Below are 21,655 nucleotides of genomic sequence, written 5' to 3'. Positions count from 1 at the left end.
TTCGGCCCTGATTCCGGGCGCTAGGCCCGGCCGTCACGGGCACGATCGCGGGGAGGGGGGCGGAGGGCTCGGTCGTCAGCTCGTGAACAACTTCGCCGCCGTGATCACCGTCTGGACCACGCCGTAGCCCAGCAGCACCGACACCACCAGCCAGGAGATCCACAGTCGGGCCTGCTGCCCGCGCGGGTTGCCGTTCATCGCGTACCGCTCCTCTCCGCCGTCGCCGGCTCGACCTCACCGTCGGGGTCCCGCAGGGTCCGCTCGTGGAACCGGTCGGGGACCGGCCGGATCAGCAGGTTGGCGACGAACCCCACCGCCAACACCCCGACCATCGTGAACAGCGCCGGCCGGTACGCCGCCGCCGTCAACGTCCCCGGCTCGCCCTGCGCGTCCAGGAACCCGTTCACGATCAGCGGCCCGGCGATCCCCGCCGCGGACCACGCCGTCAACAGCCGCCCGTGGATCGCGCCCACCTGGAACGTGCCGAACAGGTCCCGCAGGTACGCCGGCACCGTCGCGAACCCGCCGCCGTAGAACGAGAGGATCACGCACGCCAACAGCACGAACAACGCCGTCGCCGAGTGCCCCACCGCCGCCAGCAGCGCGTACAGCACCATGCCGACACCCAGGTACAGCATGTAGATCGGCCTACGGCCGATCACGTCCGACGTGGACGACCACACGAACCGGCCCGCCATGTTGAACAGCGACAGCAGACCGACGAAGCCACCGGCCGCGGCCACGGACACCGCCGAGACGCCGTTGTCGCGGAAGAAGTCCTGGATCATCGGACTCGCCTGCTCCAGGATCCCGATGCCGGCGGTCACGTTGCAGAACAGCACCACCCACAGCAGCCAGAACGACCGGGTCTTCACCGCGTTCGCCGCCGACACGTTCGCCGCGGTCACCAACGGCTTCGCCGCCACCTGCGCCGGGTCGAAGCCCGCCGGCCGCCAGTCCGGCGCCGGCACCCGCACGTTGAACACCCCGAACATCATGACCAGGAAGTAGCCGATGCCCAGCGTCACGAACAGCCACACCAGCGCGCCGCCGGACGCCGTCGAGCCCGCGTTGGCCGGGTCGTAGCCCGGGTCGTAGAACGACAGCAACTGCCGGGACAGGGGAGAGGCGACCATCGCGCCACCACCGAAACCCATGATCGCCAGACCGGTCGCCAGCCCGGGCCGGTCCGGGAACCACTTGATCAACGTGGACACGGGGGAGATGTAGCCGATGCCCAGGCCGATGCCGCCCAGCAGCCCGTACCCCAGGTACAGCAGCCACAACTGCCGCGTCGCGATTCCCAGCGCCCCGACCAGGAAGCCGGCCGCCCAGAAGGACGCGGAGACGAACATCGCCTTCCGCGGCCCGTTCGCCTCCACCCACGTGCCCGCCACCGCGGCCGACAACCCGAGCATCACGATCGCGATGCTGAAGATGATGCCGATCGCGGTCTGACTCGTGTCGAAGTGCGCGATGAGCGAGTTCTTGTACACGCTCGTCGCGTAGACCTGCCCGATGCAGAGATGGATCGCCAACGCCGCCGGGGGGATCAGCCAGCGGCTGTACCCCGGCGGCGCGACGGTGTGCCGACGATCGAGTGCGGAAAGCATGTCGATGCTTCCTCTCCGGTGAGGATGGAAAATCCTCCCCACTTCATGCCCCCGCGGACCGGCCGCGGAAAACCGTATACAAACCGGATCGTCGCCGGACGGTCGTTCCGGTGAGCCGAACGGTCGACCCGCACAGGTCGACGCGCGTCGCGCGGACGCCGGCATGCTCCGCGCCGCGCGGACGCCGGCGCGCTCCGCCGCGTGCCAGGATGACGGCGTGCGCATGGTCTTCGGCGAGGTCGCCCACGTCTACGACGACGTCCGCCCCGGCTATCCCACCGAGATCGCCCGCACGATCCTCGACTACCACGGCACCGCCCCGGCGCACGTGGTCGAGATCGGCGCCGGCACCGGCAAGGGCACCGACGTGCTGCTGCGCCTCGGCGCGCCGATCACCTGCCTGGAACCGGACCCCCGGATGGCGGCCCGGCTCACCGCGAAGCACCCTCAGGTCCAGGTCCGCACCGAGAGCTTCGAGCAGTGGCGGCCACCCGCCGGCGGCGTACCCCTGATCGCCGCCGCGCTGGCCTGGCACTGGCTCGACCCCGCCACCCGCAACCCGCGCGCCCACGCCGCGCTCACCCCCGGCGGCACCCTCGCCGCCTTCGGCCACCGGTACGCCTACGCCGACCCGGACCAGGCCGCCGCGATCGATGCCACCCTCCGGGCGATCGACCCCACCGTCCGCGACCGGCCCCCGACCTGGCTGCACGACGACATCATCGCCAGCGGCCTGTTCACCGACGTCCGAACCGAGACGACCAGCCGGCACCTGCCGTTGACCACCGACCGGTACCAGCAGCTGATCGGCACCTTCGGGCCGTTCCGCACCCGCCCGGTCGACGAGCGGGCCCGCGCCCTCGACGCCGTCCGCGCCCTGGTCGACGGGTTCGGCGGCACGGTCGTGCTCGACCTGCGCACCACCCTGGTGCTGGCCCGCCGACCCGGGACTGCCTGACGGGCGCCCCGCCGGCGACCGCGACGGGACCCGTCACGCGGTGCCGGACACCTCCGCGCCGTCGCCCGACCCACCGTCGCCGACGCCGCTCACGAGCTCCAGCGTCGGGATCAGCCGCAACGCGATGCGGGCCCGACCCGGACCGGTGACGTTCCGCGGGCCGTACTTCGCGTCGAACAACGCCAGCACCCGCATCCGTTCCTCGTCGCCGTCGACCCGCACCAGCCGGAACGACGTGCCCGACCAGCCGTTCACGGCCAACGACCGGGACAGCCGCACCTCCAGTGGGCCGGTGCCGTGGTCGGTCAACTGGTCCACCATCGGCGATCCGTCGATGCACCACTCGTCACCCTCGGCGACGAAGTGCACCGCACAGGAGCGCAGCACCGTCGAGCCGTGGCTGACCGTCAACGGCAGGCAGACGTACTCGTCGAGGTGCCGCGTGCTGGGATGGCGCCACAACTCGTCGAAGCGGCTCTCCACGAAGTCACCGAGCGGACTGGCCATGAACACCTCGAGGTGCGGCGACGCCGACGCCCGCGCCCCGATCGGAAAGAACGAGATCAGGGCCTTGTCGTCCCACCGGAACATGTGGATCGACGGCGACGCGTCGTAGATGCGCACGTGGAACCTCGCCCGCAGCCCCTTGTCGAGCGACGTCGCGAACTCGTTGAGCCGGCGCAGATTGTCCACCAACACCCTGCGCACGTCCACCGGCCTGATCTCCTCCGCCCGCTGCGACGCCGCGGCCGAGTCCGGGTCGAGCAGCAGGACCCGGACGACCACCCCGTTGCCGAGCGCCGCCCGCAGCGCGTTCAGGAAGCGCTCACGGCCACCGCCCTCGAGCAGGTGACTTCCCGTATCCATGATCGCCACCACGCTGGTCGCGCCGGCCACGTGCGCGCTGAACTCCTCGTCGTCCAGGCGTGGATGCTCCTCCACGCGGGACCGCCGCAGCTCCTCGAAGAGCGGATCGAAGATCGCGTACGTGAGCGCGACGATGACGACGCTGGCACCGATGTTGAGCAGCACGTCGCGGTCGTAGCCGTCCTCGGCCCGACCCCACGCGAGCAGCGCCACGGACAGCACCACCAGCGCCAGGGAACCGGCGACCCGGCGCAGGCGCCAGCGCAGACGGCGACGGAAGACCCCCGCGATCCGCTTGCCCACGCGACCTCCCCCTGGCGCAGGTGAGATCGATGATTGCCCATCACGGGATCCGGCGCAACGCTCGGTGTCCCTTTCACCACAGGCGAATCGCCGCGCCTCCGGCCCCGATCGCCGTGCCGGCGCCGCTGGCGGGAGGGACAAGGCCAGCCCGTCCGGTGTGATCGGCGCGCACGGGGACGCCGACGTCCAACCACGATAAGGAAGGTTTACAGTCCGGGCCCGGCGCGGGTAGCGTGCGGGAACTGATCGATCGCCGCCGATCACGACAAGGTCCGGAGGTATTCATGCGTCGCCGGAACACCATGACGCGGCTGCTGGCCATAGCCGCACTCGGACTGCCGATCGTCCTCCCGGGAGCCCCGGCCGCCGCCACGCCGGCCGCCCCGGAACGGCAGCTGAGCGATGTCATCCCCGCACCGGTCGAGACCCGCCCCGACGCCCGGGACGCGTTCACGCTCCGCCCACACACCATCATCCGCACCGCACCCGGCTCAGCCGCCGCCTGGCGGGTGGGACGGCAACTCGCCGACACCCTGCGCCCCGCGACCGGCTACCCACTGCCGGTCCTGCCGATCCGCTCGACACCACTGCCCGAGATCGCCCTGCTCATCGGCGGCGCCGACGCGCGCGTCGGCCAGGAGGGCTACCAACTCGACGTGACCCAGCGCCGGGTGACCATCCGGGCGAACAGCGAGGCCGGCCTGTTCGCCGGAACGCAGACGCTGCGCCAACTGCTGCCCGCGAAGATCGAGGCGCCCACCCGGCAGCGGGTCACCTGGAGCGTGCCCGGCGGCCGGATCGTCGACCACCCGCGCTTCGCGTACCGGGGGGCGATGCTCGACATCGCCCGGCACTTCCACACCGTCCCCGAGATCAACGCCTACGTCGACCTGCTCAGCCAGTACAAAATCAACTACCTGCACCTGCACCTGACCGACGACCAGGGCTGGCGCATCCAGATCGACTCCTGGCCGCGGCTCACCACCGTCGGCGGCGGCCCCGGCACCGGTGTCGACGGCGTCGGCCCCGGTTACCTCACCAAGGCCGACTACAAGGCCGTCGTCGCCTACGCCGCCGCACGGCACATCACGATCGTCCCCGAGATCGACATGCCGGGGCACACCAACGCCGCCCAGTCGACGTACGCCGAACTCAACTGCGACGGCGTCGCCCCGCCGCCGCGTACCGACATCGCCGTCGGCTACAGCTCGCTGTGCATCGACGACGAACTCACCTACCGGTTCGTCGAGGACGTCATCCGTGAGGTCGCCGCGATCACCCCCGGCCCGTTCCTGCACGTCGGCGGCGACGAGGCGCACGCCACCACCGACGAGGACTACCGCACCTTCATGCAGCGGGTCCTCCCGATGGTCAGCAAGTACGGCAAGCGCGCCTCGGGCTGGAACGAGGTCATGCAGGTCGACCCGCCGACCGACGTCGTGGCCCAGTTCTGGGGCACCGGCCGCACCAACGCCGACCTCGCCGAGGCCGCCGCCCGCGGCAACAAGGTCGTCATGTCGCCCGCGAACAAGGCGTACCTCGACATGAAGTACGACCCCAACACCCGACTCGGCCTGTCCTGGGCCGCCTACATCGAGGTCCGCGACGCGTACGACTGGGACCCGGCGACCCGGGTGACCGGCGTCGGCGAGTCGGCGATCCTCGGCGTCGAGGCGCCCCTGTGGTCGGAGACGCTGCGCACGCTCGACGACATCGAGTACATGGCGTTCCCGCGCCTGCCCGCGATCGCCGAACTCGGCTGGTCGACGGCCGGCAGCCACGACTGGGAGGCGTTCCGCGCCCGGCTGGGGGAGCAGGCACCCCGCTGGCGCGCGCAGGGCGTCGACTTCTACCCGTCCCCGCAGGTGTCCTGGTCCTGACCGCACCCGCGTCGCCGCGGGTCACCCCGCCGGGGTGCCCGCGGCGACGCGACGACGGGGGAGAGCCGCTGGGCAACTTCGGCCCGACATGGCACGATCTTGGGTGTGACCAGCACCTCCGCTGAGGAACAGCGCCTGAACGACCTCGCCCGTCTGCGCCGCGTTCGCGACCGGATGGACCGGGAGTTCGCGCAACCGCTGGACGTGGAGGCGCTCGCCCGCGGCGTGAACATGTCCGCCGGACACCTCAGCCGCCAGTTCCGGCAGGCGTACGGCGAATCGCCGTACTCCTACCTCATGACGCGGCGCATCGAACGCGCCATGGCGCTGCTGCGCCGGGGCGACCTCAGCGTCACCGACGTCTGTTTCGCGGTCGGCTGTTCATCGCTGGGCACCTTCAGCACCCGCTTCACCGAACTGGTCGGGGTGCCACCGAGCACCTACCGCGCCCGGGCGGCCGACGCGGCGGCGGAGATCCCCTCCTGCCTCTCGAAGCAGGTGACCAGACCGGTCAGGAATCGAGAAGCACCCGTCACCGCGCCGTAGCTAGCGTGACCCCCATGAACATCACCATCCACTACGCCTTCCTCCCGCACACCGACGCCGACGCCGCCCTGGCGTTCTACCGCGACACCCTCGGCTTCGAGGTCCGCAACGACGTCGGCTACGAGGGGATGCGCTGGATCACGGTCGGTCCCGTCGACCAGCCGGGCACCTCCATCGTCCTGCACCCGCCGGCCGCCGACCCCGGCATCACCGACGACGAGCGCCGCACCATCCTCGAGCTGATCGCCAAGGGCAGCTACGGCGCCGTCACCCTGGCCACCGACGACCTCGACGGCGTCTTCGACCGCCTGCAGGCCAGCGGCGCCGACGTCGTCCAGGAGCCGACCGAGCAGCCCTACGGCGTGCGCGACTGCGCGTTCCGTGATCCCACGGGCAACCTCATCCGCGTCAACGAGCTTCGCTGAGCCGCGGCGCACCGCCGATTCCGGAGCCCCCGCGCCGCACCTGCGCGCGAGGCGACCGAGCCGTCCGACCGTGAGCCGAGGCGCGACGGCCGCCCGCCGGCCCGACGCCCGGCCGGGCGCGCCGGGACTCCACGGACCGCGGCGGCGCGGCTACCGTGGTTCCTGCGCCGACGGCGACCCGGCCCACGCCAGCCCGCCCGGCGTCGCCGATCAGCCGCACCGCCACCGTCGCGCCGACGACCCAGAACCAGACATACCGCTCGACCGTGATCAGATCAAGCCAGGCGACGCCGACGAAGACGACGGCGGCCCGCCGCACAGATGGAGAGACGAACAGCATGGCCACCAGCACGGACACCCAGTCGCCGGAGCCGCACGTCGCCGACAGCCACGACCTGATCCGCGTGCAGGGCGCGCGCGAGAACAACCTCAAGGACGTCAGCATCGAGATCCCGAAACGCCGCCTGACGGTGTTCACCGGCGTCTCCGGCTCGGGCAAGAGCTCGCTGGTGTTCGGCACGATCGCCGCGGAGTCCCAGCGGATGATCAACGAGACCTACAGCGCCTTCGTGCAGGGCTTCATGCCGACCCTGGCCCGGCCCGAGGTCGACGTCCTCGACGGGCTGACCACGGCGATCATCGTCGACCAGGAGCGGATGGGCGGCAACCCCCGCTCGACGGTCGGCACCGTGACCGACGCCAACGCGATGCTGCGCATCCTCTTCAGCCGGCTCGGGCAGCCACACATCGGCTCGCCCCAGGCGTTCTCGTTCAACGTGGCCTCGATCAGCGGAGCGGGCGCGGTCACCGTCGAGCGCGCCGGGCAGACCGTGAAGGAGCGTCGCAGCTTCAGCATCACCGGCGGCATGTGTCCGCGCTGCGAGGGCATGGGCTCGGTCACCGACTTCGACCTGACCCAGCTCTACGACGACAGCAAGTCCCTCAACGAGGGCGCCCTCACCATCCCCGGCTACAGCATGGACGGCTGGTACGGCCGCATCTTCAGCGGCTGCGGCTTCTTCGACCCCGACAAGCCGATCCGCAAGTTCACCAAGAAGGAACTGCACGACCTGCTCTACAAGGAGCCGGTCAAAATCAAGATCGAGGGCATCAACCTGACGTACGAGGGTCTGATCCCGAAGATCCAGAAGTCGATGCTGGCCAAGGACGTCGACTCGATGCAGCCACACATCCGCGCCTTCGTGGAGCGGGTCGTCACGTTCACCACCTGCCCCGACTGCGGCGGCACCCGGCTCAGCGAGGCGGCCCGCTCGTCGAAGATCGCCGGCATCAGCATCGCCGACGCCTGCGCGATGCAGATCAGCGACCTCGCCGCGTGGGTGCGCGGCCTCGACGAGCCGTCCGTGGCCCCGCTACTGACGAAACTGCAGCACACCCTCGACTCGTTCGTGGAGATCGGGCTCGGCTACCTCTCGCTCGACCGGCCGTCGGGCACGCTCTCCGGAGGTGAGGCGCAGCGCACCAAGATGATCCGCCACCTCGGCTCCTCGCTGACCGACGTCACCTACGTCTTCGACGAGCCCACCATCGGCCTGCACCCCCACGACATCCAGCGCATGAACGAGCTGCTGCTGCAGCTGCGCGACAAGGGCAACACGGTGCTCGTCGTGGAGCACAAGCCGGAGGCGATCGCGATCGCCGACCACGTCGTCGACCTCGGCCCGGGCGCCGGCACCGCCGGCGGCGAGGTGGTCTTCGAGGGCACCGTCGAGGGGCTGCGTGCCGCCGGCACGCTGACCGGGCGGCACCTCGACGACCGGGCCTCGGTCAAGCCGTCGGTGCGGACACCGGGGGGAGTGCTGCAGGTCCGCGGCGCCGGCACCCACAACCTGCGCGACGTCGACGTCGACATCCCGCTCGGCGTGCTGGTGGTGGTGACGGGCGTGGCCGGCTCGGGAAAGAGCTCACTGATCCACGGCTCGGTCTCCGGCCGCGACGGGGTGGTGTCGGTCGACCAGGGCGCCATCCGCGGCTCGCGACGCAGCAACCCGGCGACCTACACCGGCCTGCTCGACCCGATCCGCAAGGCCTTCGCCAAGGCGAACGGCGTGAAGCCGGCCCTGTTCAGCGCCAACTCCCAGGGCGCGTGCCCCACCTGCAACGGCGCCGGCGTCATCTACACCGACCTGGCGATGATGGCCGGTGTCGCCACCGTCTGCGAGGAGTGCGAGGGGAAGCGGTTCCAGGCATCGGTGCTGGAATACCGCTTCGGCGGCCGCGACATCAGCGAGGTCCTCGCCATGTCGGTGACCGAGGCCGAGGAGTTCTTCGGCGCCGGCGACGCGCGTACGCCAGCCGCGCACGCCATCCTCCAGCGGCTCGCCGACGTCGGGCTCGGCTACCTCAGCCTCGGTCAGCCGCTCACCACACTGTCCGGCGGCGAGCGGCAGCGGCTCAAGCTGGCCACGCACATGGCCGAGAAGGGCGGCGTCTACGTCCTCGACGAACCGACCACCGGCCTCCACCTCGCCGACGTCGAGCACCTGCTGGGCCTGCTCGACCGACTCGTCGACTCCGGCAAGTCGGTCATCGTCATCGAGCACCACCAGGCCGTGATGGCGCACGCCGACTGGATCATCGACCTCGGTCCGGGGGCCGGCCACGACGGCGGCCGGGTCGTCTTCGAGGGCACGCCCGCCGACCTCGTCGCCGCCCGCTCCACCCTCACCGGCGAGCACCTGGCAACGTACGTCGGCTCCTGACCGGCACCCGTGTCATTTCTCAGTTGACCTGAGCCACACGGATAGCTCCTGAGCTGCAGTGGCCCAAGTTAGTGAGAATCCGCCATGGCGTGCGGCAGTACAGCGGTGGTCCAGACCAAGCGACTGCGGTCGCCTTCGTCGACTACCTGGAGCTCGGCGTAGTGGTACGTCACAGGCAGCCCTTGCCCCTCGACGACCGCGTATGCCTGGGGCGGATGGAGTGATCGATCAAGACGATCAGCTCACGGATCCGTGAGCCATCCGGCATGGTGAGGATCCGGGTGTCTCCCTCGACCTGCGTGTCCGTGACCCGTCCGGGCAGCAGCGTGCGGTGACGGCGCCGATATCGGCGACGGCGTCCCACACGGGGTCGGGCGGAGCGTCGATGACCGCCTGAACTTGGACCCTCGCCACGCTGCATCTCCCGTCGATCATGCGGACAACCTTTCGCCAACCTAGCACTAGCGCCAATGAGTTTGCCATGGAAACCTATTGGCATGACTACCGACTCGGTGCCCGTCGGCGGCGATCCTCGCCGGCTGCTGTCCGACGTGCGCAACCTCGCCCATCGGGTGCGGGTTGACCAGCGGATGACCTGGTTCGCGCTGCTGGTGCTCGCCGCGGTGACGCTCGTAGGGATCCCGTTCGACTGGTTCGGCATGACGGAGCACTGCTACCCCGACGGCAGCTGCCAGTTCGCGCGCCGGGGCGTGCTGTACTACTGGCCGCCGGCGCTGCTGCTGGCGTACGCGGTCATCGCCGTCTGTTACGTGCGGGCCGCGCGGGCGCGGGGGCTGGGTGCCCGGGTCCTGCCCTACACGATCACCGGTGCCGCGACGACCGCCCTGTTCACTGCCGCGTGGGTGGCCGCCGCCCTGTACTTCTCGAACCACCCGGCGCCGATGGACCCGCTGCCGTACTGGTGGTTCGTGCTGGACCGGCTTCTCGCGCCGTGGGGCATGATCGGGCTCGCGTTGCTAGTGCTGGCACGGCTGGAGCGCAACCTCGGGCTGCTGCTGTTCACCGCCGGCTACCTGGCGTTGGTGCTGCTGGTGCTGCCGATGAACTCCGGCTGGGGACCGTCCCACTGGGGAATCCGGGCGCACTTCGCGGTGCCGCAGCTCATCAGCGGCGTTGTGCTACTGCTGGGCGCGGCCGGCTTCGCGGCCGCCCGCCGGCGGCAACGGCGACGGCCGTGACCGACACCCCGAACCCCGTTGCCCCGCACCCGGTCACGGGGCTGGACGACGTGGTGCACCAGCGAGTGCGACTCGGCATCCTCACCATCGCGCACGAGGCCCGCCCCGTCGAGTTCGGCTACCTGCGCACCCAACTCGACCTGACCGCCGGCAACCTCTCCAAGCACCTGAACGTGCTTGAGGCGGCCGCCCTGATCGAGGTCGAGAAGGGCTACGAAGGACGCCGGGGCCGCACCTGGATCAGCCTCACCCCCGCCGGCACCACCGCGCTCGCCGAGGAGATCGAGCGACTGAAGCTGCTCATCGTACGAGTTGAGACCCGCGACACCCCGGAGGACCGATGACAACCGCGCTGACCCGCCGACGTCTGCTCGCCACCGCGCTCGCCACCGGGGCCGCCGTGCCGCTCGGCACCGGGTGGGCGGCCCCGGCGCAGGCCGCTTCCGGCCCGGCACGGCCCACGCTGCCCGCACCCACCGGACCGCACCGAGTCGGCACCGTGCCGCTGCACCTGGTCGACAGATCCCGCCCGGACCCGGTCGCCGGCCCGGGGCACCACCGCGAACTCATGGTCAGCGTCTGGTATCCCGCCGGTCGGGATGCCTGGCGTCATCCGGTGGCACCGTGGCTGCCCGCCGCGCCGATGGCTGCGCTGCTCGCGGCCAACGGGTTCGACGCCGATGTCGCGGCGGCGCCCCTCACCGCCGGCCACGAGGGCGCCCCGGTGCTCCAGGCAGCCGGCCGGCGACCCGTGGTCGTCTTCTCCCACGGCGCCGGCGGCTACCGTTCCGAGACCACCATTGTCGTGCAGGAACTTGTCAGCCACGGCTACGTGGCTGTCACGGTTGACCACCCGTACGACTCGTTCGGCGAGTCTCCCGACGGCGCCCCCACTGTTCCTGACGACGACGTGTCGGTCACACCATGGGACCATGCCCACGACATTCAATTCGTCCTCGACCGCATCGAGGACCTCGCCGCCGGCCGCAACCCCGACGCCCAGTGCCGCCCGCTGCCGGCCGGCCTGGGCGCCGCTCTCGACCCGCGCCGCATCGGCATGTACGGCTTCTCGAAGGGCGCGACCGCCACGGCCCTCGTCATGAACTCCGACCCGCGCGTGCAGGCCGGACTCAGCCTCGACGGTCCAATGCTGTCGCAACCACCCGTCGCCGATCTCGACCGGCCGTTCATGCTGATGACCGCGATCTTCACCCCCGGCGCCGAAGAGTCCGGCGTCGCCGAGTTCTGGCCGCTCCTGCACGGGTGGCGGCGCCAGGTGCACGTCGACGGCACGACCCACGGGGCGTACTGCGACCCCCAATGGCTGATCCCGCAACTGGCGTCGATCATCGGGATGAGCGACGACGACCTCGCCGACTGGATCGGTACCCTCGACCCGTTCCGGGCGGTACGCATCCAGCAGGCCTACCCGCTTGCCTTCTTCGAGCTGCACCTACGTCACCGACGGCAGCGCCTGCTCAACGGCCCGAACCCGGCCTTTCCGGAGGTCCGATTCGTCTCCTGACCCACTCTCATCGGGGGCCAGCCGATCACCGCCGCCACGACCGGTCTCGGCGTCGCCCTGGTGCAGACCACCGATCCCGCCCAGCCCTAACCACCGTGGCGCTCCCGCGTGCGGCGAGACGGCAGTCTGGTGTCGATCGAATGTCCGCACTTCGGCCAGATGAGCGTATGCCGATGTAGCTAAGGATCTTTGCCGACTCGGTCGATCGTTACTCTCAGTTATTTGACGATCATCTACTTTCTGGAACGAGCCAATACCACGACCCTGGGATTCCGTACCTACCTCGGGAGGTCAGCCCGCACCCCGACATCGCCAGCCTTTGGGCGGCTCTGGATCAGGGGAGGCGGGCGGGTTTGGGCGCTACGGGGTTCGGGTTCGGCGTCTGCCTTTTGTCCGGGTTCGTTGTGGGGTACGTCGGCCCGGACGGGTCACGCAGCGTTGGGCGACGGGATCCCCAGCGGCCCGCGGGTGCCCCGGCCGTGGCTCAAGTAAGTGAAAGACCGAGGAGATGCTCAAGTTATGAGAATGGCTCAGGGATGAATGAGAAGTGACACGTGGGACGAGTCGATCTCGGCTCGTCCCACCGCACGATTCGATAATGCACATTATGTCAAGTTGAGCGAAGCGGGCCTCCCCGAGAGGGGCTAGCCGACCTCCCGTGGCCGCACCCGTCGTGGACGCGCACACGCGACGCGCCTTGGACGGCGGCCCAGTGAACGACCGAGCCCCGGGCGGCCTTGGATCGCGGCCCAGCGAACGACCGAGCCCCGGGCACACGCACTTCGGTGTGGTCACCATCGGCGGGCGGCCGGCACGTGATGCCTGGCCGGGGCCTGCGGTCGCGATCCGGCTCGCCGGCGCTCGTGCGGGCGCCTGCCCGCTCTCATCCAGCGGCGCGGGCCGCTGGGCACCGGGCTCGGCGCGGTCCGGTAGCGAGTTGCCGACCACGTGCGCGGGCCGGTCAGTGGCTCGGCTGACCGACGCGGTTGCCGCGATGGCGCGGTATCGCTGCAGCCGGGATGCCCGACTCCCGGAAAGGCGAGCCGATCAACGGAGCAACCGCCCTGATCAACACCAGCACCAGCTCCGCGATATGGCGGCATCCGCGCCTTCCGCATGCCGCCATATCAGGGACTTGGTGTTGATCAGGTGGATGCGGAGGGGCCGGCGGGTTATGCGGGCCCTCGACCTGGCCGGCGGCCGGCAGGCGCCGCGCGTGCCGCTGAGTCGTTTGTGTACTCAGCTCGAAAGGACCGACGTGGAGCACCTTCGTGCAGCAGAACCCGCCTGCAGCAGACCCGGCATTGCAGGCGGCGCGGAAACCAACGGTTCGCGGCGTCGGCCGCCCGCTCCCTGAGGTCGACCTCCGGCGCTCAGGCCGCCTGCTCCGCCGCTCTCCCCCGGCGTGCTTTCATGATCGATCATGGTTCGAAACGCGAAAGTCATGCATAATATGCCTTATGCATGACAAACAGGACGAATCGGTGGGTCAGCTGATCGAGGAGTTCCTGACCGCTCGGGCGACCCGCAAGCCGTCCCCGCACACGCTGGAGGCGTACCGGCGGGATCTGCGCAGCGTCGCGGCCCTGGCCGGGGAGGCGTTCACCCCTCCCCTCCCCCTCGACGGCCTGCGGGTGTCCGCCCTCTCCCCGCGCGTCATGCGGGCGGCGTTCGCCCGATTCGCCACGCCCCGCGCCGCCGCCTCCGTCCACCGTGCCTGGTCCACCTGGAACAGCTTCTTCACCTTCCTGGTGGCCGAGGAGGTCGTACCGGGAAATCCGATGCCGGCGGTGGGACGGCCCCGCACGCCGCTCCCCCAGCCCAAGCCGCTGCGGGGCGAGGACACCCCGGAGGAGCTGCTGGCCGCGGTCGTGCGCGACGACGGTCGGCAGCGTGACCCGTGGCCGCAGCGGGACCTCGCGGTGCTGGCGCTGGCGCTCTGCGCGGGGCTGCGCCTGTCCGAGCTGCTGGCGCTGCGGGTGGGGTCGGTGAACGGTCGTGCGGGTGAGCGGCGGGTGGACGTGTCGGGCAAGGGTGGACGTCCGCGCACGGTGCCGATCGAGGCGGGGCTGGAGCGGGTGGTGGCCGACTACCTGGACAGCCGGCGGCGCCGGTTCGGCGCGCGCAGCGTACGGCCGGACTCGCCGCTGCTGGTGGACCGGCGGGGCGAGCCGCTGCGTCGGGGCGGGTTGCAGTACCTGGTGGAGTCTTGTTACCGGAGGGCGGGCATCGGTGACCGGGTGCCGCGTGGGGCGCGGTTGCACGCGTTGCGGCACACGTTCGCGACGCGGTTGGCTGAGGACGGGGCGAGCGCGGCGGAGATCATGCGGTTGCTGGGGCACGCGTCGTTGGCGTCGTCGCAGACGTACATCGAGGTGACGGCCGGGCAGCAGCGCGACGCGGTGCGGGCCAACCGCACCAACCGGGCGTTGGCCGCGCTGGTGCCGGCGGCAGACGGGGAGGGTTAGCGACGGATGCGGGTGGATGCGGCACGCGCGGTGGCGGCGCGGTGGGTGCGGGAGCACGCGGCGACGGGTCCGGGGTTCCGGGGTGCGTTCCTGAGTGGGTCGGTGGCGTGGTTGCCGGGGTCTGCGGAGGTGCCGGCGACGTCCGACGTGGACGTGCTGGTGGTGCGGGAGGGGCCGGTCCGGAAGGTGGGCAAGTTCCGGTGGGGTGGCGTGCTGCTGGAGGTGTCGGAGCTGCCGTGGGCGGAGGTGGCCGACCCGGAGGCGGTACTGGGGTCGTACCACCTGGCGGGGTGTTTCCGTGCGGACCCGGTGCTGGCGGATCCGACCGGGCGGTTGGCGGTGGTGCGGGAGCGGGTGGGGGCGGGCTTCGCGGACCCGGAATGGGTGCTGCGGCGGTGCGCGCAGGCGCGGCGGCGGGTGGCCGACGGGTTGCGGGCGTGGGATCCGGCGGCGCCGCTGGCGCAGGACGTGACGGGGTGGTTGTTCCCGACCGGGGTGACCACGCACGTGTTGCTGGTGGCGGGGCTGCGTAATCCGACGGTGCGGCGGCGCTACGTGGCGGTGCGGGAGGTGCTGGCCGAGCACGGTTTGCCGGAGCGGTATCCGGAGCTGTTGGGGCTGCTCGACGGTGGTGGGGTGTCGGCGGGTCGGGTGCGGGAGCATCTGGCGGGGTTGGCGCGGACGTTCGACGTGGCGGCGTCGGTGGCGCGGACCCGGTTCTTGTTCAGCGCCGATGTGACGCCGGTGGCGCGGCCGGTGGTGGTGGACGGTTCGCGGGAGCTGATCGAGGCGGGTTGGCACCGGGAGGCGATGTTCTGGATCGTGGCGACGTACGCGCGGTGTCACGCGATCCTGGCGGCGGACGCGCCGGAGCGGGGTGCCGCGTTGGTGCCGTTGTTCGAGGCGGCGTTGGCGGATCTGGGGGTGGCGTCGCCGGCGGACCGGCGGCGTCGGGCGGACGAGGTGCTGGCGTACCTGCCGCGGTTGTGGTCGACGGCGCGGCGGATCGTCGGGGTGCGGTGAGGGTGTCAGTGGGCGCGGTGTCCGGTGCCGTCGGCGGTGGTGGGCAGGGGGCCGAGCACCGTGTTGACGAGGTGGATGCGGGCGCCGGCGGCCTGGTAGTCGGCGCAGACGGCGTCGGCCTTGTCGCCGAAGCGGGTGGTGGCGCCGGTGCGGGTGACGGTGAGGGTGGTGCCGTCGAGGGTGGTGGTGGTGCCGGCGGCGGCGAGGTGGTCGAGGGTGTGGGCGCCGGCGATCAGGTGCGCCTTGACGAGGGTGCGGAGCCTGTCGTGGTCCCGGGTCATGAGGGTGTCCCAGGTGTCGTCGTTGAACTTGGCGGCGAAGGCGTCGTCGGTGGGGGCGAGCACGGTGAGGCCGTCGTGGTCGAGGTCGGCGAGCAGGCCGCTGGTGCGCAGCGCCGCCTCGAAGGTGGTGGCGGTGGGCATCCACTGCAGGGCCTTGTCGACGGGCTGGCCGGCGAGTGCGGTGGGGTTGCCGGGTTCGGTGCCGGTGGGCAGGGCGGCGCAGAGTGGTCCGGTGACCGCGACGGCGGCGGCGGGGGTCGGGTCGGGGTGGGCGGTGCCGCCGTCGGTGGTGCAGGCGGTGGTGGCGAGCAGCAGGGTCGCCGCGGTGGCGGCGGCGAGGCGCCAGGTGGTGCGGGGGTACGACACGACGTCTCCACGGGTCGGGTGGGTGGCGCCGGCCGGGCGGGCGTGGGTCCCGTCCGGCCGGCGCCAACCGGTTACCGGGTGGGTGTCACAGGGTTGCGCACTGGCCGGCGCGGGGGCCGGTCACGGTGTTGCGGATGTTGAGGTTGGCCGGTGCGGGGGTGTTGCCGGTGCAGGCGAGCGGGCCGGTGACGCTGTTGCCGACGAGCAGCGGCGTGTCGGTGCCGGTGCGGTTGGCGGACAGGTCGACCGGGCCGGTGACGGTGACGTCGATCAGGGAGATCGCGCCGGTGGTGCCGGTGAGGCGCACCGGGCCGGTGACGCGGGTGTCGGCGAGCAGGACGCCGGCGGCGCCGCTGGCGTTGACCGGGCCGGTGATGGTGGTGCCGGTGGTGACGAGCGCGGCGCCGGGGCGGACGGTGACGGGGCCGGTGATGGTGGCGTCGGCCGCGCAGGTGAACCCGGTGACGGTGAGCGGGCCGGTGCGCCGGCCGGTGAGGGTCGGGTAGACGCGTTCGCCGTCGGTGAGGTTCTCCACGCCCTGCCCGTCGAGCAGCAGCGGGATCAGGCCGCGTTCGGGCTGGTTGAGGGGGACGTAGTAGCCGTCGCCGGTCTTGACGACCTTCCAGCCGTGTGCGGCGATGCGGTCGGCGACGGTGGTGCCGACGCCGCCGGGTCCGTCGGTGCGGGCGCCGTGGTACTGCTCCTCGGTGAGTTTGTAGGCGCAGGGCGCGTTGTCGAGGATGAGGTTGGCCGGCGGTGCGTCGATCGGCGGCGGGCTGTCGGCGGGGTGCGGTGCCGGGTGGGCGGGGATGGGTCGGGAGCCGCGGAAGACGAGGCGGCCGGTGTTGGCGGCCTGCCAGGTGATCGCCTCGGCGCGGGCCTTGGTGATGTCGGCCAGGTCGGCCCGGTGGTAGTCGAGGAACTGCTGGAAGGTCCAGAGGGCGGAGAAGGTCTTGCGGCGGCGGTTGTTGGCCGCGTTGCCCTCGTCGGGGCGGGTCTGGCCGCCGGAGCTGCGCAGTTCGAGCAGGGAGTTGACGACGTTCTTCAGGCCGAGGGTGTTGCGGAGGATGGTCTCCTCGCTGAGGCCGACGTTGCCGCCGCCCTCGCAGCCGTAGGGGCAGGGCCACCAGCCGGCTTCGGCGCCCTTGGCGTACATGTGGCCTTCGATCATGTCCTGGGACTGGTCGAAGATGGGCTGGGCGACGTTCTGGTGTCGGGGCGGCAGCATGGGCAGGTCGCCGGCGCGGGAGTTGCCGAACTCGTGGCCGTCGTAGCCGGCGACGGGCCGGTACTCGCGGATCATCTTGACGTACGCGGCGGTCTCGGGTTGGCGGATGAGCGAGTAGTCGCGGTTGAGGTCCTGGCCGGTGGAGTTGCCGCGGGTGTTGGCCGCCCGGCCGTCGCCGTTGATCGTGGGGACGATCAGGACGGTGGTGTGGCTGAGCAGGTCGATGGTGCGGGGGTCGGTGCTGAAGGCGAGTTGCCGGGCCATGATGAGGCAGGCTTCGCGGTCGCCGGGCTCGTTGCCGTGCACGTTGCAGTTGACGGCCAGCGGTGAGGTGGCGGCGACGGCGGCCGGGGTGGCCGGTGGGGTCGGGTAGCCGATGACGAACATGTTGATCGGCCGGTTCAGCACCGTCCGGCCGATCTCGACGACGCGGACGCGGTCGCTGAGTTGATCGACGGCGGCCGTGTAGGCGTACTCGTCGGTGTCGCTGGTGTACTGGGCGGCGTGGGTGGTCTCCCACTGGGTGCGCAGCCGCTCGCCGGGGGTGTCGGGGTTGCCCCAGGGGGCGTTCGTGGTGCCGACGATCGGGGCGGACCAGGGCTGTTCGGTGGTGCCGAGGCGGGCGCGGACCCGCCAGCCGAACCGGTCGCCGGGGTTGAAGCCGGCGTCGGCGAAGGTGGGTGACTGCTGGTTGATCTGCCGGTTGGGGCGCCACACGCCGACGATGGTGGGGGTGCCGGTGGCGGTGCCGGCGGCGTCGACGGGGGTGCGTTCGATCTGGTAGTCGGTGGCGCCGTCGACGGGCTGCCAGGCGAGGGTGGCGTAGCCGTCGGCCTGGCGGACGGTGAGGTCGCTGACCTGGTTCGGTTCGGCGGCCTGCTCGGCGTTGGCCGGGGTGGCGACGGTGGTGAGGGTGAGTGCGAGCAGTGTGGACAGTGCGATGAGGACGGTCCGTGGGCGTCTCACATGGCCTCCATGGCGAGAACTGGTTGACCTTGACGCGGTTTCGACCAGCATGATCGGCATGATTGCCTGACGCAACGATCTTGAGGGAATCTTGAATACCCGTCGGTAAGGAGCGCTCTCCCCTGTCGGCGCTGACCTCGCCGTCAGCCGAGGTCGACCAGGAGTGGGCGGTGGTCCGAGATGGTGGACAGCGGTGTGGCGACGGCGGTGACCGGGGGCAGCTGCGCCACGGCGTGCCGGTCGGCGAGGATGTGGTCGAGTTGCACCCGGGGCTCGCCGGCCGGGTAGGTGTGGCGGCGGCCCAGCGGTCGCCAGCCGGAGACCACGCGGGCCACGCCGGCGGGCAGGTTGAGGTCGCCGAGCAGGACGCGGGGCGCGGGCAGCGCGCGCAGCGCGCGGACGACCTGGCGGAGCTGGCGGACGTTCCACCCCGGGACGAAGGACAGGTGGGTGGCGGCGGCGGTGAGCGGCCCGTGCGGGGTGTCCAGGACGGCGGCGAGCACGACCCGCGGTTCGTCGTGCAGCAGGACCAGGCCGCCGCGCGGGCCGGGCACGAAGACCGGTGAGCGGACCGGCGCGCCCTTGAGGCGGGTGACCTGCCAGGTGCGTACGGGGTGGCGGCTGATCAGGCCGACGCCGTAGCAGGGTTCGCCGTGGCCGTCGTCGTCGTGGGTGAGGGGGCGGAATCCTTCGCCGGGTGTGCCGACGACGGCGGCGGCGAAGCGGTGGTGCGGGGCGTCGAGGGCGCGGGCGGCGATGGCGGTGAGGTCGAGCTTGCCGCTGCGGCTCTGGTCCCGGTCGACCTCCTGGAGGGCGAGCACGTCGGCGTCGAGCGCGGAGACGGCCGCGGCGAGCCGGTCCGGGTCGACGAGCCCGTCGGCGAGCGATCGGCCGTGCAGCAGGTTGAAGGTGGCCAGGCGCACTCCTGCACCCTACGACGCCGTGGCAGTCTTGCCGGGTGGTCAAGGTGTTGCTCTGCTCGATGCTGGTGTTCGTGGCGGTCGGGGCGCTGGGGGTGTGGCTGCGTCGCAGCCGGGGCCGCTGATCCGGCCGCCGGCCGGAGGGTTGGGGACGGCGCCCCGCGGGCGGTCCGGACCGCAGGACGGGGAGCCGGCGGCGGTCGCCGGGTGGGTGGGTGAGGCTGGCCACAGCGGCCGGCATCGGCCCTGCCCAGCTGGGGAGAATGGCGGGCCGTGGACCTGGACCCCGTATCGCTGACCACCCTGCTCACCGCGGCCGCGATGGCCGGCTGGGTCGACGCGGTGGTCGGTGGCGGCGGGCTGCTGCTCCTGCCGGCGTTGCTCGTCGCCGCGCCCGGGATGCCGGTGGCCAGCGCGCTGGGCACCAACAAGCTCGCCGCGATCGCGGGCACCGCGACGGCGGCCGCGACCTATGCCCGCCGTACCAAGGTCGACTGGGCGGTGGCCGGGCCGGCCGCCGGGGTGGCGGTGGTCAGTGCCGGGGTGGGCGCCGCGTTGGCCGGCGCGGTGCCGGCCGCCGCGTACCGGCCGGTGGTGCTCGTCGTGCTGGTGTCCGTGGCGCTGTTCGTGCTGCTGCGTCCCCGGCTGGGCGTGGTGTCGCTGCCGGAGCGGCGGACCCCCGCGCGGGTCGCCGTCGCGGTCGCGGTCGCCGGGATCGGCATCGCCCTGTACGACGGGTTGATCGGCCCGGGCACCGGCACGTTCCTGGTGCTGGCGTTCACCGCGCTGCTCGGCGCGGACTTCGTGCACGGCTCGGCGATGGCGAAGGTGGTCAACGCCGGCACCAACCTCGGTGCGCTGGTGGTGTTCGGGGTGACCGGGCACGTGTGGTGGCTGCTCGGCGCGGGGATGGCGGTGTGCAACATCGCCGGGGCGGTGCTCGGGGCGCGGATGGCGCTGCGCCGCGGCGCCGGGTTCGTGCGGATCGTGCTGCTCGTGGTGGTGCTGGCGCTGGTCGCCAAGCTCGGCCACGACCAGTGGCTGGCGGGCTGACGTGCCGGTACGCGCCGAGCACGACCGGGACGCGCTGGCCCGGCTGCTGCGCCGGGACCCGGTGCTGCACGCCTACCAGCTCGGCGACCTGGACGACTTCTTCTGGCCGTACACCTCGTGGTTCCGCCGCGGCGACCAGGTGGCCCTGCTCTACCACGGCGCGGACCCGCCCACGCTGCTGGCGTTCGCGGCGCCGCCGGATGTGGCCGACCTGGCGGCGCTGCTGGTCGACCTCGCGCCGCTGCTGCCCGCCCGCCTGTACGCGCACCTGTCCCCCGGCCTGGACGCGGCGCTGGCCCCGTGGTTCCGCCTCGACGGCGGCCACGCGCACCGCAAGATGGCGTTGACCGACCCGGCGCGGCTGGCCGGCGTCGCGCCGGTCGGGGTGCCGCTGGGCGCGGCGGACCTGCCGCAGCTGCACACCCTCTACGCCGAGGCGTACCCGGGCAACTGGTTCGACCCGCGGATGCTGGACACCGGCCAGTACGTCGGCGTCCGTGCCGGTGACGCGCTCGTCGCGGTGGCCGGGGTGCACGTGTGGTCGCCGGCGTACCGGGTCGCGGCGCTGGGCAACGTCACCACCCATCCGGCGGCGCGGGGTCGCGGGCTGGCCGCCGGGGTGGTCGCGGCGCTGTGCGGGCGGCTGCGGGACAGCGTCGACCACGTCACGCTGAACGTCCGGGCGGACAACACCGCCGCCGTGCGGCTCTACGAGCGCCTCGGCTTCACCCCGGTCGCCGACTACGGCGAGTACGCCCTGACCGCCCGGTAGCGCGGGGCCTTGTCGAGGGAACGCCTGTCAGCTGGACCGGCTCGGCGAGTCGAAACGGCCGGCGCGGATCTCCCGCAGCGCGCGGCGGCGGGTCTCGCCGCGCAGGGTGTCCACGTAGAGCCGGCCGGCCAGGTGGTCGGTCTCGTGTTGCAACGCCCGCGCCAGGAAGCCGGTGCCGGAGATGGTCAGCGGCTCGCCGTGCTGGTCGACGCCGTGGGCGGTGGCGTGCAGGGCCCGGGGCGTCGGGAAGTACAGGCCGGGGATGGACAGGCAACCCTCGTCGTCGTCCTGCAGTTCGTCGGAGAGTTCCAGGGTCGGGTTGATGAGGTGGCCGCGGTGCCCGTCGGCGTCGTAGACGAACACCTGGGCGTCGACCCCGATCTGCGGGGCGGCGACACCGGCCCGGCCGGGCGCGCCGAGCAGGGTGTCCATCAGGTCGCTGACCAGCGTACGAAGCTCGGCGTCGAAGCTGGTCACCGGCGCGCACGAGGTGCGCAGCACCGGGTCGCCGATGATCCGGATGGGGCGCATGGTCATGT

General features: G+C 71.8%; 19 protein-coding genes. 12 read left to right on the top strand and 7 right to left on the bottom strand.

Annotated features, from left to right (window positions below; translation table 11 throughout):
• Positions 1-75: 75 nt before the first annotated feature.
• Positions 76-198 (bottom strand): hypothetical protein, encoded by a 123-nt coding sequence (locus O7603_RS04905; RefSeq protein WP_281574488.1) that lies wholly within the window; start codon positions 196-198, stop codon positions 76-78.
• Positions 195-1,613: an OFA family MFS transporter gene (locus tag O7603_RS04900; protein WP_281574487.1), complete on the bottom strand. Its 1,419-nt coding sequence runs from the start codon at positions 1,611-1,613 to the stop codon at positions 195-197. Before O7603_RS04900 ends, O7603_RS04905 begins: the two co-directional genes overlap by 4 nt.
• 223 nt (positions 1,614-1,836) lie before the next feature.
• Here O7603_RS04900 and O7603_RS04895 point away from each other — a divergent pair, with 223 nt between their 5' ends.
• Positions 1,837-2,571 carry a class I SAM-dependent methyltransferase gene (locus O7603_RS04895; RefSeq protein WP_281576599.1) on the top strand — a complete coding sequence of 245 codons (735 nt, stop codon included), beginning with the start codon at positions 1,837-1,839 and terminating at the stop codon, positions 2,569-2,571.
• A 33-nt stretch (positions 2,572-2,604) separates the two neighbouring features.
• On the opposite strand, the gene O7603_RS04890 is transcribed toward O7603_RS04895, so the two are convergent.
• Positions 2,605-3,741, bottom strand: a complete 1,137-nt coding sequence (locus O7603_RS04890) for a hypothetical protein (protein WP_281574486.1) — start codon at positions 3,739-3,741, stop codon at positions 2,605-2,607.
• A 284-nt stretch (positions 3,742-4,025) separates the two neighbouring features.
• Here O7603_RS04890 and O7603_RS04885 point away from each other — a divergent pair, with 284 nt between their 5' ends.
• From O7603_RS04885 to O7603_RS04845, 9 genes are all read left to right on the top strand, one after another.
• Positions 4,026-5,621 (top strand): beta-N-acetylhexosaminidase, encoded by a 1,596-nt coding sequence (locus O7603_RS04885; protein ID WP_281574485.1) that lies wholly within the window; start codon positions 4,026-4,028, stop codon positions 5,619-5,621.
• 174 nt (positions 5,622-5,795) lie between these two features.
• Complete coding sequence (locus tag O7603_RS04880) at positions 5,796-6,167, top strand: helix-turn-helix transcriptional regulator (protein ID WP_281576598.1); 372 nt, start codon at positions 5,796-5,798, stop codon at positions 6,165-6,167.
• A gap of 14 nt (positions 6,168-6,181) precedes the next feature.
• Positions 6,182-6,592, top strand: coding sequence for a VOC family protein (locus O7603_RS04875; protein ID WP_281574484.1), 411 nt, complete (start codon positions 6,182-6,184; stop codon positions 6,590-6,592).
• A 338-nt stretch (positions 6,593-6,930) separates the two neighbouring features.
• Positions 6,931-9,315 (top strand): excinuclease ABC subunit UvrA, encoded by a 2,385-nt coding sequence (locus O7603_RS04870; RefSeq protein WP_281574483.1) that lies wholly within the window; start codon positions 6,931-6,933, stop codon positions 9,313-9,315.
• A 497-nt stretch (positions 9,316-9,812) separates the two neighbouring features.
• Entirely contained in the window at positions 9,813-10,514 is a 702-nt protein-coding gene (locus O7603_RS04865; protein ID WP_281574482.1) for a hypothetical protein, read from the top strand.
• Positions 10,511-10,858: a transcriptional regulator gene (locus tag O7603_RS04860; RefSeq protein WP_281574481.1), complete on the top strand. Its 348-nt coding sequence runs from the start codon at positions 10,511-10,513 to the stop codon at positions 10,856-10,858. Before O7603_RS04865 ends, O7603_RS04860 begins: the two co-directional genes overlap by 4 nt.
• Complete coding sequence (locus O7603_RS04855; RefSeq protein WP_281574480.1) at positions 10,855-12,039, top strand: acetylhydrolase; 1,185 nt, start codon at positions 10,855-10,857, stop codon at positions 12,037-12,039. The genes O7603_RS04860 and O7603_RS04855 overlap by 4 nt, the downstream gene beginning before the upstream one ends.
• Before the next feature lie 1,460 nt (positions 12,040-13,499).
• Positions 13,500-14,507 carry a tyrosine-type recombinase/integrase gene (locus tag O7603_RS04850; RefSeq protein WP_281574479.1) on the top strand — a complete coding sequence of 336 codons (1,008 nt, stop codon included), beginning with the start codon at positions 13,500-13,502 and terminating at the stop codon, positions 14,505-14,507.
• A 129-nt stretch (positions 14,508-14,636) separates the two neighbouring features.
• Positions 14,637-15,530 carry a hypothetical protein gene (locus O7603_RS04845; RefSeq protein ID WP_281574478.1) on the top strand — a complete coding sequence of 298 codons (894 nt, stop codon included), beginning with the start codon at positions 14,637-14,639 and terminating at the stop codon, positions 15,528-15,530.
• 5 nt (positions 15,531-15,535) lie between these two features.
• Here O7603_RS04845 and O7603_RS04840 read toward each other — a convergent pair whose 3' ends face one another.
• The 3 genes from O7603_RS04840 to O7603_RS04830 form a co-directional block, all read right to left on the bottom strand.
• Positions 15,536-16,177, bottom strand: a complete 642-nt coding sequence (locus O7603_RS04840; RefSeq protein WP_281574477.1) for a fasciclin domain-containing protein — start codon at positions 16,175-16,177, stop codon at positions 15,536-15,538.
• Between the two features lie 85 nt (positions 16,178-16,262).
• Entirely contained in the window at positions 16,263-18,371 is a 2,109-nt protein-coding gene (locus tag O7603_RS04835; protein ID WP_281574476.1) for a M14 family zinc carboxypeptidase, read from the bottom strand.
• 143 nt (positions 18,372-18,514) lie between these two features.
• Positions 18,515-19,294, bottom strand: a complete 780-nt coding sequence (locus tag O7603_RS04830; RefSeq protein ID WP_281574475.1) for an endonuclease/exonuclease/phosphatase family protein — start codon at positions 19,292-19,294, stop codon at positions 18,515-18,517.
• Positions 19,295-19,564: 270 nt separating this feature from the next.
• Between O7603_RS04830 and O7603_RS04825 the strand changes: the two genes are divergently transcribed.
• On the top strand, positions 19,565-20,344 hold the full coding sequence (locus O7603_RS04825) for a TSUP family transporter (RefSeq protein ID WP_281574474.1): 780 nt from the start codon (positions 19,565-19,567) through the stop codon (positions 20,342-20,344).
• Between the two features lies 1 nt (position 20,345).
• Positions 20,346-21,116 (top strand): GNAT family N-acetyltransferase, encoded by a 771-nt coding sequence (locus O7603_RS04820; RefSeq protein WP_281574473.1) that lies wholly within the window; start codon positions 20,346-20,348, stop codon positions 21,114-21,116.
• Positions 21,117-21,143: 27 nt separating this feature from the next.
• On the opposite strand, the gene def is transcribed toward O7603_RS04820, so the two are convergent.
• A complete protein-coding gene (gene def, locus O7603_RS04815) occupies positions 21,144-21,653 on the bottom strand; it encodes a peptide deformylase (protein ID WP_281574472.1) in 510 nt (169 codons plus the stop codon).
• Between the last annotated feature and the right edge of the window lie 2 nt (positions 21,654-21,655).

The organism is Micromonospora sp. WMMD812 (genome assembly GCF_027497215.1).
Classification (GTDB): domain Bacteria; phylum Actinomycetota; class Actinomycetes; order Mycobacteriales; family Micromonosporaceae; genus Micromonospora.
This window is presented reverse-complemented; position numbering and strand designations above follow the sequence as displayed.